The 16626-nt window shown below is 57.8% G+C and carries 14 protein-coding genes; 9 read left to right on the plus strand and 5 right to left on the minus strand.

Features of this window, described 5'->3' with window-relative positions; translation table 11 throughout:
* Nucleotides 1-295: 295 nt before the first annotated feature.
* Nucleotides 296-787: an Lrp/AsnC ligand binding domain-containing protein gene (locus AC3CHX_RS26845; protein ID WP_488630992.1), complete on the minus strand. Its 492-nt coding sequence runs from the start codon at nucleotides 785-787 to the stop codon at nucleotides 296-298.
* Between the two features lie 283 nt (nucleotides 788-1070).
* Here AC3CHX_RS26845 and AC3CHX_RS26850 point away from each other — a divergent pair, with 283 nt between their 5' ends.
* On the plus strand, nucleotides 1071-2357 hold the full coding sequence (locus tag AC3CHX_RS26850) for a D-amino acid dehydrogenase (protein WP_488630993.1): 1287 nt from the start codon (nucleotides 1071-1073) through the stop codon (nucleotides 2355-2357).
* Nucleotides 2358-2569: 212 nt separating this feature from the next.
* Nucleotides 2570-3808 carry a M20/M25/M40 family metallo-hydrolase gene (locus AC3CHX_RS26855; protein ID WP_488630994.1) on the plus strand — a complete coding sequence of 413 codons (1239 nt, stop codon included), beginning with the start codon at nucleotides 2570-2572 and terminating at the stop codon, nucleotides 3806-3808.
* Between the two features lie 15 nt (nucleotides 3809-3823).
* Here the strand turns inward: AC3CHX_RS26855 and AC3CHX_RS26860 are convergent, their stop codons facing one another.
* The gene (locus AC3CHX_RS26860) at nucleotides 3824-5881 is read right to left on the minus strand and encodes a putative bifunctional diguanylate cyclase/phosphodiesterase (RefSeq protein WP_488630995.1); all 2058 of its coding nucleotides are present in this window, start codon (nucleotides 5879-5881) and stop codon (nucleotides 3824-3826) included.
* 367 nt (nucleotides 5882-6248) lie between these two features.
* On the opposite strand from AC3CHX_RS26860, the gene AC3CHX_RS26865 reads away from it, so the two are divergent.
* The 3 genes from AC3CHX_RS26865 to ettA all read left to right on the plus strand — a co-directional run bounded on the left by AC3CHX_RS26865 (nucleotide 6249) and on the right by ettA (nucleotide 9193).
* On the plus strand, nucleotides 6249-6467 hold the full coding sequence (locus AC3CHX_RS26865) for a hypothetical protein (protein WP_488630996.1): 219 nt from the start codon (nucleotides 6249-6251) through the stop codon (nucleotides 6465-6467).
* Between the two features lie 60 nt (nucleotides 6468-6527).
* Nucleotides 6528-7412 (plus strand): EamA family transporter RarD, encoded by an 885-nt coding sequence (gene rarD, locus AC3CHX_RS26870; RefSeq protein ID WP_488630997.1) that lies wholly within the window; start codon nucleotides 6528-6530, stop codon nucleotides 7410-7412.
* Nucleotides 7413-7525: 113 nt separating this feature from the next.
* Nucleotides 7526-9193 (plus strand): energy-dependent translational throttle protein EttA, encoded by a 1668-nt coding sequence (gene ettA, locus AC3CHX_RS26875; protein WP_488630998.1) that lies wholly within the window; start codon nucleotides 7526-7528, stop codon nucleotides 9191-9193.
* Between the two features lie 60 nt (nucleotides 9194-9253).
* Here the strand turns inward: ettA and AC3CHX_RS26880 are convergent, their stop codons facing one another.
* Nucleotides 9254-10180: a DMT family transporter gene (locus AC3CHX_RS26880; protein ID WP_488630999.1), complete on the minus strand. Its 927-nt coding sequence runs from the start codon at nucleotides 10178-10180 to the stop codon at nucleotides 9254-9256.
* 127 nt (nucleotides 10181-10307) lie between these two features.
* Here AC3CHX_RS26880 and AC3CHX_RS26885 point away from each other — a divergent pair, with 127 nt between their 5' ends.
* The gene (locus AC3CHX_RS26885) at nucleotides 10308-11228 is read left to right on the plus strand and encodes a LysR family transcriptional regulator (RefSeq protein ID WP_488631000.1); all 921 of its coding nucleotides are present in this window, start codon (nucleotides 10308-10310) and stop codon (nucleotides 11226-11228) included.
* Here AC3CHX_RS26885 and AC3CHX_RS26890 read toward each other — a convergent pair.
* On the minus strand, nucleotides 11185-12099 hold the full coding sequence (locus tag AC3CHX_RS26890; protein ID WP_488631001.1) for a LysR family transcriptional regulator ArgP: 915 nt from the start codon (nucleotides 12097-12099) through the stop codon (nucleotides 11185-11187). The two genes, AC3CHX_RS26885 and AC3CHX_RS26890, sit on opposite strands and share 44 nt — an antisense overlap.
* A gap of 100 nt (nucleotides 12100-12199) precedes the next feature.
* Between AC3CHX_RS26890 and AC3CHX_RS26895 the strand changes: the two genes are divergently transcribed.
* Both AC3CHX_RS26895 and AC3CHX_RS26900 read left to right on the plus strand, forming a co-directional pair.
* The gene (locus AC3CHX_RS26895; RefSeq protein ID WP_488631002.1) at nucleotides 12200-12808 is read left to right on the plus strand and encodes a LysE/ArgO family amino acid transporter; all 609 of its coding nucleotides are present in this window, start codon (nucleotides 12200-12202) and stop codon (nucleotides 12806-12808) included.
* Nucleotides 12809-13085: 277 nt separating this feature from the next.
* Complete coding sequence (locus tag AC3CHX_RS26900) at nucleotides 13086-14147, plus strand: type II asparaginase (RefSeq protein WP_488644947.1); 1062 nt, start codon at nucleotides 13086-13088, stop codon at nucleotides 14145-14147.
* Between the two features lie 95 nt (nucleotides 14148-14242).
* Here AC3CHX_RS26900 and AC3CHX_RS26905 read toward each other — a convergent pair whose 3' ends face one another.
* Nucleotides 14243-15091 carry a mechanosensitive ion channel family protein gene (locus AC3CHX_RS26905; protein ID WP_488631003.1) on the minus strand — a complete coding sequence of 283 codons (849 nt, stop codon included), beginning with the start codon at nucleotides 15089-15091 and terminating at the stop codon, nucleotides 14243-14245.
* A 279-nt stretch (nucleotides 15092-15370) separates the two neighbouring features.
* Between AC3CHX_RS26905 and hisC the strand changes: the two genes are divergently transcribed.
* Nucleotides 15371-16447 carry a histidinol-phosphate transaminase gene (hisC, locus tag AC3CHX_RS26910; RefSeq protein ID WP_488631004.1) on the plus strand — a complete coding sequence of 359 codons (1077 nt, stop codon included), beginning with the start codon at nucleotides 15371-15373 and terminating at the stop codon, nucleotides 16445-16447.
* The last annotated feature ends 179 nt before the right edge of the window (nucleotides 16448-16626 follow it).

Here is a 16626-nt window from a genome sequence, read left to right on the forward strand (position 1 = left end):
AGCTGATTCGTGCGGCAAAAAAACAACAGAAAAGCGCCAGACCAACCCGATTAAGCTAATTTGGCGACCTCGTCTTTACTTAAAACGACACTCAGAAAATCTCGGTGCTCAGTTTCACCACTCGCCAAATTCCACACCGGAATCTGCGCGGGCGCTGCTACCACCGACAATTGAGATACGGGCATTCAGGTTGAATCCCAGCGCGCGAATTTCTGTCCGAAGTTACCGATGACTACGCAAGCGGAACCGCACTGGAGGCCGCTGCAAGGCTGGTGCCACAGCTGTTGCAGCAGTGTCAGACGACCTCCAGCGACAGCGCCAGGGTCTCCTTGATTTCTTCCATCACGACATAACTTTTGGACTGCACCGCACCCGGTAATTGCAGCAGCATATCGCCCAGCAAGGTACGGTATTGCGCCATTTCACGGATGCGGGCCTTGATCAGATAATCAAAATCGCCGGAGACCAGATGGCACTCGAGCACTTCGGGAATGCGCAAGACTTCGCGCCGGAACTGTTCAAAGGTACCGGCCGATTTATGGTTGAGCGTGATCTCGACGAACACCAGCAGTTTTGCGCCTACCGCAGCCGGATTGATGCGCGCGTAATAACCGTCGATGACGCCATCGCGCTCCATCCGTTTCACCCGCTCGATACAGGGGGTGATGGACAGACCGACCTGTTCGCCCAACTCTTTCATCGACATGCGGCCGTCTTGTTGTAACAGGCGCAGGATGTGGCGGTCCAGTTTGTCCAGGGACCGGGTGGATTCTTTTTGGGTTCTCATATCAGGGCCTGTTGGTATATAAATTGGGTGTGCAAATGGCCGGCCTCGCAAGCGCAACCCAAGCTACCGTCGGCAGTCCGGAACAGCGAAAATCGCGCAGTTCAGCTACGTGGATTTTTAGCATTATTTCCTGAATTTCTATATTTATACAGTAACAAAAACTGGCAAATATTAAATAGCATAGCGCTAATTAACATAAATCGACAATTATTCATGTAATTGGTCTGAACACTCCGCTGTTGCCCCTAACAAGAGTGTTTTTTCAAGTATTCAGGAGATAGACATGCGGGTGCTTATTTTGGGCAGTGGTGTGGTCGGCGTGACGACTGCGTATTATTTGGCAAAGGCCGGACATGAGGTGACCGTGGTCGATCGTTTGCCGGGGCCCGCCGAGGAGACCAGTTTCGCCAACGCCGGCCAGATTTCTCCGGGTTATGCATCGCCTTGGGCGGCACCGGGAATTCCGTTGAAAGCACTCAAGTGGATGGTGCAGAAGCACGCGCCGCTGTCGATTACGCCGGATGGCACGCTGTTCCAGCTACGCTGGATGTGGCAGATGTTACGCAACTGCAATGCTGCAAGTTATGCGGTAAACAAAGAGCGCATGGTGCGGCTGGCGGAATACAGCCGCGACTGTTTCAAGGCGCTGCGCGCCGACACCGGGATCGCCTATGAGGGTCGGCAACTCGGCACCACGCAGGTATTCCGTACCGAACAACAGATGGCGGACGCCGCCAAAGACACGCAAGTCTTGAAAGATAGCGGCGTGCCGTTTGAGCTGCTGACGGCGGAAGAAATGGCGCGCGCGGAGCCGGCACTGGCAGCGGTCAAGCACAAACTGCACGGCGGCCTGCGCCTGCCAAACGATGAAACCGGCGATTGCCAGTTATTCACGACACGTCTGGCACAGATGGCGGAACAACTCGGCGTGAAATTCCGCTACAACCTTCAAATCGACGCGCTGACATTCTCCAATGGCGAAATCGCCGGCGTTCAGTGCGGCCACGAACATCTGCAAGCCGACAGCTACGTGGTCGCGCTGGGAACCTACTCGACCAATTTTTTACGGTCTGTCGTCGAGATTCCGGTGTATCCGCTCAAGGGTTACTCGATTACCGTGCCAATCACGAATGCCGCCGCCGCACCGGTGTCGACCATCCTCGACGAAACCTACAAAATCGCCATCACCCGCTTCGACAATCGGATCCGCGTCGGCGGCATGGCGGAAGTCGTCGGCTACAACAAAACCCTGAACCCGAAACGCCGCGCCACGCTGGAAATGGTCGTCAACGATCTGTTCCCAGGCGCCGGCGACACCAGCCGGGCCAGCTTCTGGGCCGGCCTGCGCCCAATGACACCGGACGGCACTCCGATTGTTGGAAAAACGGCGATTCGCAACCTGTTCCTCAACACTGGCCACGGCACACTAGGCTGGACCATGTCCTGTGGGTCGGCGGCTCTGCTGTCCGACCTGATATCCGGCAAATGCCCTGCGATTGCCGCCGATGATTTGAGCGTCAGCCGCTATGGCAGGAACGGAAGCCAGGCAGCGGCACACGCTTATGCCTGATTGCGCGCAAGCAATGACAGCAACACCGGATCGGCGCAACGCTTGATCCGGCGCGCATGGTGCATCACTAGGAGCCTGTCGGACTTGGTGATGCGCCGTGTCGCTACCAAACCCTATCTAAATTTCAGTCCGCATCCCACAAATCAAACCCAAGCGGCCGCAAAGACGTAGAATAATTCGAACTCACTCCCCGACGATCGGCCCCGACAATCATGGTCACACCACAATTCCCCACTCAGCTCTCTGCCTGGATCGATGACCACTTCGACGAAGAAATCGCGTTCCTCCAGAAAATCATCCGCATCCCCACCGACACGCCGCCCGGCAACAATGCTCCGCACGCCGACGCCGTAGCCGAATTGATGAGCGCCATGGGCTGGCAAGTCGAGAAGCACCCGGTGCCCGCCGCGACGGTGAAAGACTACGGCATGGAAAGCATCACCAACCTGATCGTGCGCCGACAATACACAGCGCCGGGGCCAACCGTCGCGCTCAATGCCCACGGCGACGTGGTACCGCCCGGCGATGGCTGGAGCAAACCGCCGTACGGCGGCGCAATCGAAGACGGCCGGATATATGGCCGCGCGAGCGCGGTGTCGAAATGCGATTTCGCCACTTATATCTTTGCCGTGCGGGCACTTGAAGCACTCGGCGTGCCGCTCAAGGGCGCGCTGGAATTGCACTTTACCTACGACGAAGAGTTCGGCGGCTTGCTCGGCCCGGGCTGGCTGCTGGAAAATCAGCTGACCAAACCCGATTACGTGATCGCGCCCGGATTCAGCTACAACATCGTCACCGCACACAATGCCTGTCTGCAATTTGAAGTCACCGTACACGGCAAAGCCACCCACGGCTCGGCACCGGACACCGGTCACGATGCCTTGCAGGCCGCCAGCGCGATTCTGCAAGCGATCTACGCCAAGCTGCCGGAACTGAAAACGATCACGTCGGCGATTCCCGGAATCACCCATCCCACCATGATCGTCGGTCGCATAGACGGCGGTACCAACACCAACGTGGTGCCGGGCAAGGTCGTACTGAAAATGGACCGCCGCATGATCCCGGAAGAAGATCCGACCCAGGTCGAAGCCGATGTGCGTGCGCTGATCGAGGGCGCAGTCGCTGGCTTGCCTGGGATCCACGTAGAGATCAAACGCCTGTTGCTGGCGCGTGCGTTACGTCCGCTGCCAGGCCACGAGCAATTGCTGAACAGCCTGCAGAAAAATGCCGAAGCCGTATTCGGCGAGTCGATCACCAGCAACGGCTCGGCGCTCTATACCGATGCCAGACTATATGGCGAACAAGGCATTCCGGTGGTGTTATACGGTGCCGGTCCACGCACCTTGGGCGAATCGAACGCCAAGCAAGCCGATGAAAATCTCGTGCTCGAGGATTTGCGCCGTGCGACCAAAGTGGTGGCGATGACCTTGCTGGATTTCCTGCAGGCTTGACGAGATGATGGCGCGTTAGCGCGCCAACATCTCCGTCATCACATCAGCCGGCACCGGCGCACTAAACAAAAACCCCTGATACTGGTCGCATCCGATCTGCCGCAAAAACTGCAACTGCTCAACCTCGGCAACCCCTTCCGCCACCACATTCAACTGCAGACTATGTGCCAGCGTCACAATCGCCCGCACAATCGCCCGGTCTTCCTGATTGGTCTGCAGGCCCTGCACAAAAGAACGATCGATCTTGATCTCGCTTAACGGAAAGCGCCGCAAATAACTCAAGCTCGAATAACCCGTACCGAAATCGTCAATCGAGACCCGCACACCCAGTTCCGTCAACTCACGCAGCACATCGATGGCGTTCTCCGGATTGCTCATCAACGTGCCTTCGGTCAGTTCCAGCACCAGTCCGGCTGCCGGCATCCGATGCTGCTCCAGCATGGCAACAATGCTCTCTACCAGATCGCGTTGCAAAAACTGATGCGCGGAAAGATTCACCGAAATCGACGTCCGCATCAAACCCATGTCTTGCCACTGAAGACTTTGCCGACACGCCGCTTCCATCACCCAGTTGCCGATGGCCACGATCAAGCCGCTTTCTTCCGCCAGCGGGATAAATCTGGACGGCGACACCAGTCCATATTCCGGATGCTGCCAGCGCAACAGCCCCTCTACGCCGACAATTTTTCCAGTCGCGATATCGACCTTGGGCTGGTAATACATGCGGAATTCATTTTTGCCCAGAGCTGGTCGCAAACCACTTTCCAGATCGACCCGGTCGCGATTCCGGGCGTGCATTTCCGGCGTGAAGAACTGGTAGTTATTCCGGCCATGCTGCTTCACATGCGACATCGCTGTATCGGCGTTTGCCAGCAGCGCTTCCGCCGTATCGCCATCGTTCGGGTAGACGCTGATGCCAATCGATAACGTCACGTGTACCTCATGCGACGGCACATGCAACGGCCGTCCCAACAGTTCAATCAGATTTTCGGCGATACGCCCGGCATCCGCAGTCTGCTCCAGCTCAGCGAGCACCACAAAATTATCGCCGCTCAGCCTGGCCAGCATGTCGCGTGGACGCAGCGTCTGACGTATCCGCAGCACAAAAGCATTCAGCACCTGGTCGCCGGCAGTACGTCCGAGCGCCTCATTGACCGTTTTCAGGCGGTCGATATTAATGTGCAGCACGGCAAATAGCGTGGAGGCTTCCTCTGCTTCGGCTATCGCTGCGGCGATTCTGTCGTTGAGCAACGAGCGATTCGGCAAACTGGTCAATACATCGTGGGTACCGAGATATTCAAGTTTGGAATGCACTGATTTGAGCGACGCTCTCAGCGCATCGGCATGGCGGCGACTACGAATATCGATAAACGACAACAGCAATACAAATGCCGACGTAACCAGCGTGAAGCCGGCCACCGAGAGCGCCAGCCAGTTGTGGTCCAGACCGTCGTTAAAGCTGCACAGCGAATTCGAGGCAAAGCGCGCCGCCGCCATCCCTGTGTAGTGCATGCCGGTAATCGCCAGACCCATGATCACTGCGGCCGCGAGACGCGTCAGATTGGTGTGCCAGGAATCGCCGCCACGCAAATGAAACGCCAGCCACAATGCGACTATCGCGCCCACTATCGCGACCGCAACCGAAGCCATGAACAGGGCCGGATCGTAACTTACCGGCGGCGCGATTTCGATCGCTTCCATGCCCAGATAGTGCATCGCTGACAGGCCCAGGCCGATGATGATGCCGCCGAAAACCAGACGCTGATGGCCCAGCCTGCTGCCCTTCACCAGAAATAGCGCAAAGCACGACAGCGCTATCGCAATCAGCCAGGAGAGTACGGTTTCCTCGACATCGTAGCTGATCTTGATCGGCAGATAAAACGCCAGCATGCCGATGAAATGCATGGCCCAGATCCCGGTCCCCATCGCCATGCCGCCGCCGATCAGCCAGGCCCGGGCTTGTCCGCCACGCGCGCGACTGACCCGTCCAGCCAGCTTCAGTGCCACATAAGAAGCAAGCACTGCGACCGCGAAGGACAGCAGCGCAAGTGCGGAGTTATAGGTTCCGTTCATCAAATCCAATAGTTAAACAGATCAACAGGCGGTGCTGGCGGAATGTGGTCTCACGATCATAATGGGAATATTTTTTAGATGGTTAACTTTTGTTGATCTGATCGCCGCCGCTATCACCGGCAAACTTGCGCTGCGGAACCATGCATGCGTCTGACGGCGGAAAATCGGTGAATGCCAGAAACGTTTGCCGCACACTAAGTGTGCGGCAAGCATCAAAAATCTTCGTCAGTCTTCGTGCGTAATACTCCGCGACCCGGTGACTCGACACGACATCATTTTCTTTCTACGGATCAACTGCCAACGCAGACATCCGCACAATTCAAAGTACTTCATGACAAACAATAATGTAACGGCAACCCAGGAAAAAATGCTGCCGGGCTGGCGCATCTTGCTTGGCACGCCAAAAGCCGTCGGCCCACTTTCGATTGACATGTACCTGCCGAGTTTCACAACCATTGCAAAAAATTTTGCGGTCGGCAGCAATCCTTTATCAACCCGAATGCATCGGCAATTGCCTTGTCGCAACAGGGCCGGCAAGCCATCCGTTTCAGACCCGCGAAAAACGTCGGCAACTTTTTTTGCGTAAAATACGCCTGCTTCCAGGCAGCGCCCGCCCCGTCCACCCTCTCCCAGTCAGCTCACCACCATGCAAGCAGGTATCTTCTACGCATTCGCCTCCTACGTCCTGTGGGGACTGTTCCCGGTTTACTTCAAAGCGTTGCAGGACATCCCGCCGGTCGACATTGTCATGCACCGCATGCTGTGGTCGTTCCTGTTCCTGATGCTGGTACTGGCCTTCCGCAAACAATGGGCGTGGATTGGCCCGGTGCTGCGCCAGCCGCTTGTCATCGCCGGCTTTGCTGCCAGCGCAGTGCTGCTGGCGGCCAACTGGGTGACCTACGTTTGGGCCGTCAACAACAATCACATCGTCGAAGCCAGTCTGGGTTATTTCATTAACCCGCTGGTCAGCGTCGCGCTGGGCTTTGTGTTTTTGCGCGAGCGCCCAAGATTCGTTCAATGGCTGTCGATTGCCATCGCGGCGAGTGCCGTCCTCTGGCTGACCTGGCAAAGCGGTCATCCGCCGTGGATTGCGCTGACGCTGGCGCTCTCTTTCGGCGGCTATGGTTTGCTGCGCAAAACGGCCAGCCTTGGCGCGTTGCCCGGTCTGGCGCTGGAGACCACGCTGGTGCTGCCATTGACGCTGGCCTATCTGGCCTTCACCACAGTGCAAGGCCACAACAGTTTCATCGCGGCATCGGTCTCATCCAGGTGGCTGCTGGCCGCCGCCGGCCCGATCACCTCGATTCCACTATTGCTGTTCGCCGCCGGCGCGCGCCGCATTCCGCTGTCGCTGCTCGGCCTGTTGCAATACATCACGCCGTCGCTGCAATTGATGCTAGGCGTCTGGCTGTACCACGAACTGCTGGATGGCACCATGCTGACCGGCTATTCCATCATCTGGGCCGCGCTGCTGCTGTATTCGGCGGAGGGCTTGTGGCGCGCCTGGGCCGATCGTGCGGCGACCGCCTGACGCCGCAACGCACTTCGGTTATGCTTGTCGGTCTGCGCTTGTTATCCGCGTTATTCCCACTTTTTTACCCGCTTATTTAGCTCTTTCTCCAACTTCAACCAGAAGACTCCATCATGGCGCAATACGTATACACAATGAACAAGGTCGGCAAGATCGTGCCGCCCAAACGACAGATTCTGAAAGACATCTCGCTGTCGTTTTTCCCCGGCGCCAAGATCGGCGTGCTGGGTCTGAATGGCTCCGGCAAATCGACCCTGCTGAAAATCATGGCCGGGATCGACACCGAGATTCAGGGCGAAGCGACGCCGATGCCCGGTTTGAACATCGGTTACCTGCCGCAGGAACCGCAACTCGATCCGGAGCAAACCGTGCGTCAGGCCGTTGAAAGCGGCCTCGGTGAAGCCTTCGAAGCACGCGCCAAGCTGGACGCGGTGTATGCCGCATACGCTGAGCCGGACGCCGACTTCGACGCGCTGGCGGCCGAGCAGGGCCGTCTGGAGGCGATCATATCGACTTCGGCCGGTGGCAATCTGGAACTGCAACTGGAGATGGCCGCCGACGCGCTGCGCCTGCCGCCATGGGATGCCAGGATCGGCGTCCTGTCCGGCGGTGAAAAGCGGCGTGTCGCGCTGTGCCGCTTGCTGCTGTCGAAGCCGGACATGTTGCTGCTCGATGAACCGACCAACCATCTGGACGCCGAATCGGTCGAGTGGCTGGAACAATTCCTGCAACGCTTCCCCGGTACCGTGGTCGGCATTACCCATGATCGCTACTTCCTCGACAACGCCGCCGAGTGGATACTGGAACTGGATCGCGGCCACGGTATTCCGTGGAAGGGCAATTACAGCTCTTGGCTGGAACAAAAAGGCGACCGTCTGAAACAGGAAGAAGCCACCGAATCGTCGCGCCAGAAAACCATCGCCAAGGAATTGGAATGGGTGCGCCAGAATCCCAAAGGCCGCCAGGCCAAGAGCAAGGCCCGTCTGGCACGCTTCAATGAATTGAGCGAACACGAATACCAAAAGCGTAACGAGACCCAGGAAATTTTCATTCCGGTGGCCGAGCGTCTGGGCAACGAAGTCGTCGAATTCAACAACGTCTCCAAATCCTTCGGCGACCGCCTGCTGATCGACAACCTCAGCTTCCGCGTGCCGGCAGGCGCGATTGTCGGCATCATCGGCCCTAACGGCGCCGGTAAATCGACGCTGTTCAAAATGCTCACCGGCAAGGAACAACCGGACAGCGGCGAAGTCGTGATCGGCCAGACCGCCCGCATCTCCATCGTCGATCAGAATCGCGATGCCCTGTCCAACAGCAAAACCGTGTTCGAAGACGTTTCCGGCGGCGCCGACATCCTCACCGTCGGCCGCTTCGAAATGCCATCGCGCGCCTATCTGGGCCGCTTCAACTTCAAAGGCGGCGACCAGCAAAAAATCGTCGGCAACCTGTCGGGTGGTGAACGCGGTCGTCTGCATCTGGCGAAAACGCTGCTGCAAGGCGGCAACGTATTGCTGCTCGATGAACCCTCCAACGACCTCGACGTGGAAACCCTGCGCGCGCTGGAAGATGCATTGCTGGAGTTCGCCGGCAGCGTGATGGTGATTTCCCATGATCGCTGGTTCCTGGATCGGATTGCGACCCATATCCTGGCATTCGAAAGCAATTCGCAAGTCACGTTCTTTGACGGCAACTATCAGGAATATGAAGCGGATAAACGCAAGCGTCTGGGTGAGGAAGGTGCCAAGCCTAAGCGGATCCGGTATAAACCAGTCACGCGTTAAGTTGCCCGGCAGGGCGGATGCGCGCAGCGTTATCCGCCCTGCGACATCCGGCCGACTGCCCTAGCTTATTGTTTGACTTCCCGCCGGCGCGGCTTTCAGAATCCGCGGCAAGGTCGCCCACAGCGTCGCCGCCACAATCAAGGCGCCGCCGATCCAGGACAAGGTGCTGAGTTGCTCCCCCAGCCAGAGCGCCGCAAACAGCGCGCCGAACAGCGGCTCGCTTCCCATCAGCAACGACACCCGGGTCGGGCTGCTGCGACGTACGGCGTAGGTCTGCGCGAAGAAGGCAAAGATCGTACAAAACAACACCAGATAAGCGGTGCTGCCCCAAAATGCCGACGCCCTCGGCCAGGCCGGCAATCCGCCTGGCAGGAAACATGCCGCGACGATCAGACTGCCAAAACCGACCACGCCGGACTGCACCGCAGTCAGCGTCAGCGTCGCCATTTTCCTGCCTGCCGTCAGGCGCTTGGTCAGGCACATCATCAGCGCTCTCAAGACTGCCGCCGCCAACATCAAACCGTCGCCGAGATTGAAGTTCAGGTTCGCGCCGTAGGTCAGCAACCAGGTCCCGGTCAATGAGATAAACGCCACCACAACAGCACTCACGGACGGCCGCTGGCCCATCACCAGCCATTCGACAAATGGCGTGAAGACAATGCAAAGACTGATTAAAAAGGCGGCGTTGGACGCTTGCGTCAGGGCGATGCCGAAGGTTTCGCACATAAAAACCGACAACAAAATCAGCCCCAGCGGCAGTCCGGCCCAGAATGCGGCGCGGCCCTCGGGCTGGGTCAACTGACGCAGCGATGGTAATAGCAGCACGAATGTGAGGCAGAAACGCAGCGCCAGAAAGCCGAGTACCGGATAAAACGCCAGCGCCTGCTTGGCGACGCCGTAACTGGTTCCCCATACTATAGCGACCAGCAGCAGCATCAGGTCGGCGATCCAGAGGGCTCTTAAAGAATGGGTGCTTGAAATTGACACGCGTTTGGCTCCAGCAGCGACGGCAAAAGTAAAATCGACTGGAAGCGATTATGTTTTATTCCGATAACTGCGATAATCCATTCATTCGGAACAATACTTGTACCGGTAGGGAATAAATTGCGCACGCATGGGAAATAATCGCTTCATCAAACTGATGCCCGATATGGCGGTGTTTGTCCGGGTGGTGGAAACCGGCAGCTTCTCGGCCGCCGCGCTGGAATTCGGCATGACGCCATCGGCGGTGAGCCGCCAGGTATCCCGACTGGAACAGGCGTTATCGGTCCGTCTTCTGGAGCGAACTACGCGCAAATTGCGCCTCAGCGAAGCTGGCGCCGAAGCTTATCAGGATTGTCTGAAAATGGTGGCGGCGGCCAGAGCGGCGCTTGACGTGGCCAACAAATTCGTCGCGCTGCCGCAAGGCCTGCTGCGGGTCAGCATGCCGAAAGCCTTCGGCAAGACCGTAGTCAGCCCGCTGATGCCGGCATTTTTACGGCAATACCCGGAAGTTGACGTGCAATTGATCTTGACTGATCGTCGGCTCGATCTGATAAACGACGATGTCGATCTGGCTGTTTACATCACCGACCGGCCGCCGGATGGGGTGGTCGCGCGCGCCTTAATGCAGATCGACCAGGTGTTGTGCGCAACGCCGGAATATCTGGCCGAACACGGCACGCCAGCCCATCCGCAAGAGCTGAGCCGGCACAATTGCATCTATCTGGGCGAAACCGCGGACGATGCCGAATGGCGCTTTCGGCGCGGCGCTGAAACCAGCGCCATCACAGTACACGGACGGTATATCGCCAATCACAGCGAAGTGCGCCTGGAAGGCGTGCTGCAGCATCTCGGCATCGGCTGCCTGCCTTATTTCACCGCGCATACTGCACTGGCGCAAGGGCGAGTGGTGCCGGTACTGGCCGACTGGGACTTCCTCGCGGCCTATCAGGGCACGGCGTTCATTCAATATCTGCCGAATCGTTATCTGGCACGCAAGATGCGCGTCTTTATCGATTATCTGGTGCTGCATCTGCAAGGTAGTTCAAACTAAGCCGCGCTGTCTTGATAATCTGCTCTGACAGCGCCTGCGTCAACGGCGTCTGGATATTCCACGCATGCCAGACCAGCGGAACCTCTATCCCATCGTCCGGCGTCAGATCCACCAGGTCCCCGGCCGCCAGCGCATGATCGATCTGTAACGTCGGCAACATGCCGTAGCCGAGGCCGCCGCGCACAAACTTCTCAAACGCTTCCGACGAGGCGATCGAATGATGCGGAAAGCCGGACTGCCACCCTAAGCGCCGATCCAGATAACGTGCATGCAGCGCATCTTTCTGGTTGAACACCACTGCCGGCGCCTGCGCCACTGCCGCTGAGGTAAAGCCGGCGCTGAACCAGCGTGCCGCAAACTCCGGCGACGCCGCACAGACATAGCGCTCCACACCCAGCGGCGTTGCGGTCGTGCCCGCCACCGGTTCGGTCGAACTGGTTACGCAGGCGAAGACGCTGCCTTCGCGCAGCAATTGCAGCGTGTGATCCTGATCGTCTATCAGTACCGTCAACTGGCATTGCGGCGGATTCAGTACCGGCGCGAGCGCATCCAGCAGCCAGGTCGCCAGGGTATCCGCATTCACCGCGATAGCGATATCCGGCAGGCTGCCGGGTTCACCGACGTCGATCTCCAGTGCCGCCTCCATCAGCTTGACCTGACGATAGTGGGCAATCAGCCGTTGCCCCAGCACCGTCGCAAACGGCGGTTGTGCGCGCACGATCAATAACTGGCCGGTCATGTCTTCCATGGTCCGTATCCGCTGCGATACCGCCGACTGGCTGATATGCAGCGCCAGCGCCGCCTTGTCGAAACTGCCCAGCGCCACGACCGCGTCGAGTGCCGCCAGACCGCGATAGTCCAGATTCTTCATGCCACCCCCCAACATAAGAATTACTTATTTATCAGTAGATACATTCATTGTACTTATATATTACCTCCCGGTACGCTGGCATCATTAATTAAGGAGAGCTATGGAAAGCGCAGCATTTATCAAAGGAATGGGGCTCGGCGGCGGGTTGATTATCGCTATCGGCGCACAAAACGCTTTCGTTTTGCGTCAGGGCCTGCAACGTCAGTATGTACTCACGTCGGCATTGATCTGCAGCCTGTGCGACGCCATGCTGATCGCGCTCGGCGTGGCCGGGGCTGGCGCCCTGATCGCCGACAATCCGGGTTTGTTCGCCTTCTCGAAATGGGGCGGCGCCGCATTTTTGGTCTGGTACGGCATCCGTTCCGCCCTGGCCGCATGGAAACCGGCGGCCCTTTCAAGCGCCGCCAAGCCGCTCGCGCCTCCGCCCCATGCGGCGGTCATCGCCAGTGCCCTGGCATTTAGCCTGCTCAATCCACACGCCTATCTAGACACCGTCGTATTGCTGGGATCGGTCGGCGGGCAAGAGATAGGCGTGGGCCGCGTACTGTTTGCCGCCGGCGCCATGCTGGCGTCGTTGCTCTGGTTTTTCGGGCTGGGATTCGGCGCACGTTTTGCCGCACCGGTATTTGCCAAACCGATCTCGTGGCGCGTGCTGGATGGCGCGATCGCGCTGGTGATGTGGACGATTGCGGCGTCGCTGCTGCTTTAGGGACTGTTTTCAACGACGCTGTCTCCATACACAGTTCCGCCTGATAGTTGATACCGCTTATGCATAGGTTTATGCATATATTGCATTAGATTTCTGCGTTCAACCTCCCTAGAGTGCGAATCCGTGACAGCGCTTACTATCGGCATCGTCGGCATGCGTTAACAAGTCACGCGATCGGCTTATCGCAATGTAAGTCGACTCATAACAATCACTATCCATCAGGAGACGTACGACCATGCACAAATTTCACTCTCGTTTTCAGCCTTGTCTGCAGCTGATGTTCGGCGCGCTGCTGTTGTCGGGTTCGTTGGCAAGCTCTTTGGCGCAAGCGCAAGACGCTCAGGCCAAACTCCCGAATGTGATGATCCTGGCGACCGGCGGCACGATCGCCGGCAGCGGCGCCACCAGCACCACGACAGTCGGCTATACCTCCGCCACCGTCGGCGTGGAAAAACTGATCGCGGCGGTACCGGAGCTGAAAAAAGTCGCCAATGTCAAAGGCGAACAGGTATTCCAGATCGCCAGCGAAAGCATGACCAACGACCACTGGCTGAAGCTGGCCAAGCGCGTCAATACCTTGCTGGCGCAACCGGATGTCGACGGCATCGTCATCACCCACGGCACCGACACCATCGAAGAAACCGCGTACTTTCTCGACCTCACCGTCAAGAGCCGCAAGCCGGTCGTGATCGTCGGCGCGATGCGTCCTTCGACCGCGATCTCCGCCGACGGCCCGATCAATTTGTACAATGCCGTACTGCTGGCCGGCAGCAAGGAAGCGATGGGCAAAGGCGTATTGGTAACATTGAACGACCAGATCAATGCTGCGCGCGAAGTGACCAAGACCAATACTTCAACCACCGACACCTTCAAGTCGCCCGAACTCGGCATGCTGGGCTACATTCAGGGCAACAAGCCGTACTTCTACCGGCAGTCGACGCGCAAGAATACGGTCGACACTGAATTCGATATCAGCAAGCTCGATGTGCTGCCAAAGGTCGACATCGTCTACGGCTACGCCGATATGAATAGCGTCGCCTTGGATGCCGACGTCGCCGCCGGCGCCAAGGGCATTATCCAGGCCGGCGTGGGCGATGGCAGTATCGCGGCGCAAATGAAAGCACCGCTGGTGGCGGCACGCAAGCAGGGCGTGATCATCGTCCGCGCCAGCCGCGTCGGCCAGGGCATTGTGGCGCGAAACGGTGAAGCCAATGACGATGAGCTGGACTTCGTGGTATCGGACACGCTGAATGCACAGAAAGCACGTATTTTGTTGATGCTGGCGCTGACCAAGACCAACAATACCAAGGACATCCAGCGGATGTTCTACACGTATTGATTCTGACAATGTGATGTGAAAAATGGTGGATCAGGCAATGCCTGCTCCACCATTTTTTTTGCTGTCGCTTGTTTAGCTTATGAAAAGCGGCGCGCCTATGAAACCGCCTGACTCACACTCTGCTCGCGCAGCAACTGACGCACTGGAAACGGGATCGAAAAGCCAATCGCATCCAGCGTCGGTTTCAGTTGCTGGCAAATATCCCAGCGCACCGCCCAATAGTCGGACGTCTTGACCCAAAACCGTATCTTCAGCATCACTGCGCTGTCCGCGTGATCACTCACGACCACCAGCGCTGCCGGGGTCTTAAGTACCCGCGGGTCGGCATTGATCAACTCGGTCAACGCGTGAATCGCAATCGCCGGATCATTTTTATAATCGATCCCGATCGGCAGATCCATACGACGCCGCTCGTGACGGCTATAGTTGGTCACCGCGCTGTTCCACAGCTGGTTGTTGGGCACAAACAGACATAGGCCATCGGCCTTGGTCAGCTTGGTAGCGAACAGCCCGATTTCATCCACCGTGCCTTCCACGCTGCTGTTTTCAATGTATTCACCGACCTGAAACGGCCGCAGGAACAACAGCATCATGCCCGCCGCAATGTTTTGCAGCGTGCCCTGCAACGCCAGGCCTATCGCCAGACTGGCCGCGCCGAGCACCGCGATAATACTCGCGGTCTGCACCCCAAACTGGCCCAGCACCGCAATCACTGTGATCAGGCGCACCAGCCACAGCAACACGCTGCGCAATACCGGCCGCAAGGTGGCATCGACGTTGGAGCGGATCAGCAGACGCTCGAACGCATTCGATAACTTGGATGAAAACCACCAGCCCAGCAGCAATATGATGATCGCCAGCAAGGCATTCACAGCGTAATGCAGCGACGACGTTATCAGGAAAGTCCAGAGCGAGGTTAGATGGTCGATGGCAAAAGTATTCAAGGGCAGACTCCTGTTTCTGTTACACACAAGCGGTTTGATCGCCGTTTGGCGGCCGGTATGTGGCCGGGCAACGGTTATCCAAGCGCTTCTGAAGTTGGGCAATTTTTAAGATGAGCGTTAGGTGTGCATTCGCGCAATTAGTTGCAGCATGTTAGCAGCTGGGACGCCAGGGCAAGCCTTGCGCGCCGGACACACGATCCAAAATTCGACAACAGGCGTGCGAACCTTGGCGGGTTTGCTACTATATCGGGTTACGCACCACCCACTTGAGCGATCCCCATGAGCAAATACTGGAGTCCCATCGTCAGTCGCCTGACACCTTACACCCCAGGCGAGCAGCCGAAGATCAGCAAGCTGATCAAACTCAATACCAACGAAAACCCGTACGGCCCGTCGCCGCTGGCAATCGAAGCGATCAAGCGCGAAGCCGCCGACACTTTGCGGCTGTATCCGAACCCGGACGCCGAACCACTCAAGCTCGCGATTGCCGAACAACATGCGCAACATGGCATCACCCGTGCACACGTGTTCGTCGGCAACGGTTCCGATGAAGTCCTGGCGCATGCATTCCAGGGACTGCTGCAACACGATGATCCGATTCTGTATCCGGACATTACTTACAGCTTTTACCCAACCTATTCCAGCCTGTATCAGATCGCCTACAAGACGATCCCCCTGGCTGACGACTTCACGATTCAGGTCGATGATTATCTGAGCGCAGGCAAGAACGGCGGCATCATTTTTCCGAATCCAAACGCACCCACCGGCTGCCTGCTGCCGTTGGCGGAAGTCGAACGACTGGTCGCCGCACAGCCGGACAGCACGGTGATTGTCGATGAGGCTTACATCGACTTCGGCGGCGACAGTGCGATTCCGCTGGTAGCGCGTTATCCAAATCTGCTGGTGGTGCAAACCCTGTCAAAGTCGCGCTCGCTGGCTGGCCTGCGGGTCGGCTTTGCCATCGGCCATCCGGATCTGATCGTTGCACTGGAACGCATCAAAAACAGTTTCAACTCCTATCCGCTGGATCGCATGGCGATTGTCGGCGCCACCGCCGCGATCCGGGATCAAGCCCATTTCGACCACACCCGCCAAGCCGTCATCAGCAGCCGCAACCGGCTGGTTGCCGGTCTGAGCGCACTCGGCTTTGAAGTATTGCCCTCCGCCGCCAACTTCGTCTTCGCCCGCCATCCGCAGCACGATGCGGCGCAAGTCTCCGCCGGATTGCGCAGCGACGGCATCATCGTCCGTCACTTCAACAGTCCGCGGATTGCACAATTTTTGCGCATTACGGTAGGAACGGATGCCGATTGCCAGGCGTTGCTGGATGCATTGCCCAGGCATTTGCAGAATTAACGCAGGTCGGATGCACCGATCGTTATCCGCCGGAGCCTGTCGGACTTGGGGAATCGAAGCGAAAAAATAGCTGGGCGAGGACAGATTTTGCCGGATTCGAAGTGTCAATAGCGAGCTATTGACCGAGAAGGCGGTGAAATATGGACCGTCCAGATATTTTTGCAGCCGATTACTCCCAA

Source organism: Glaciimonas sp. OK215 (genome assembly GCF_057787885.1).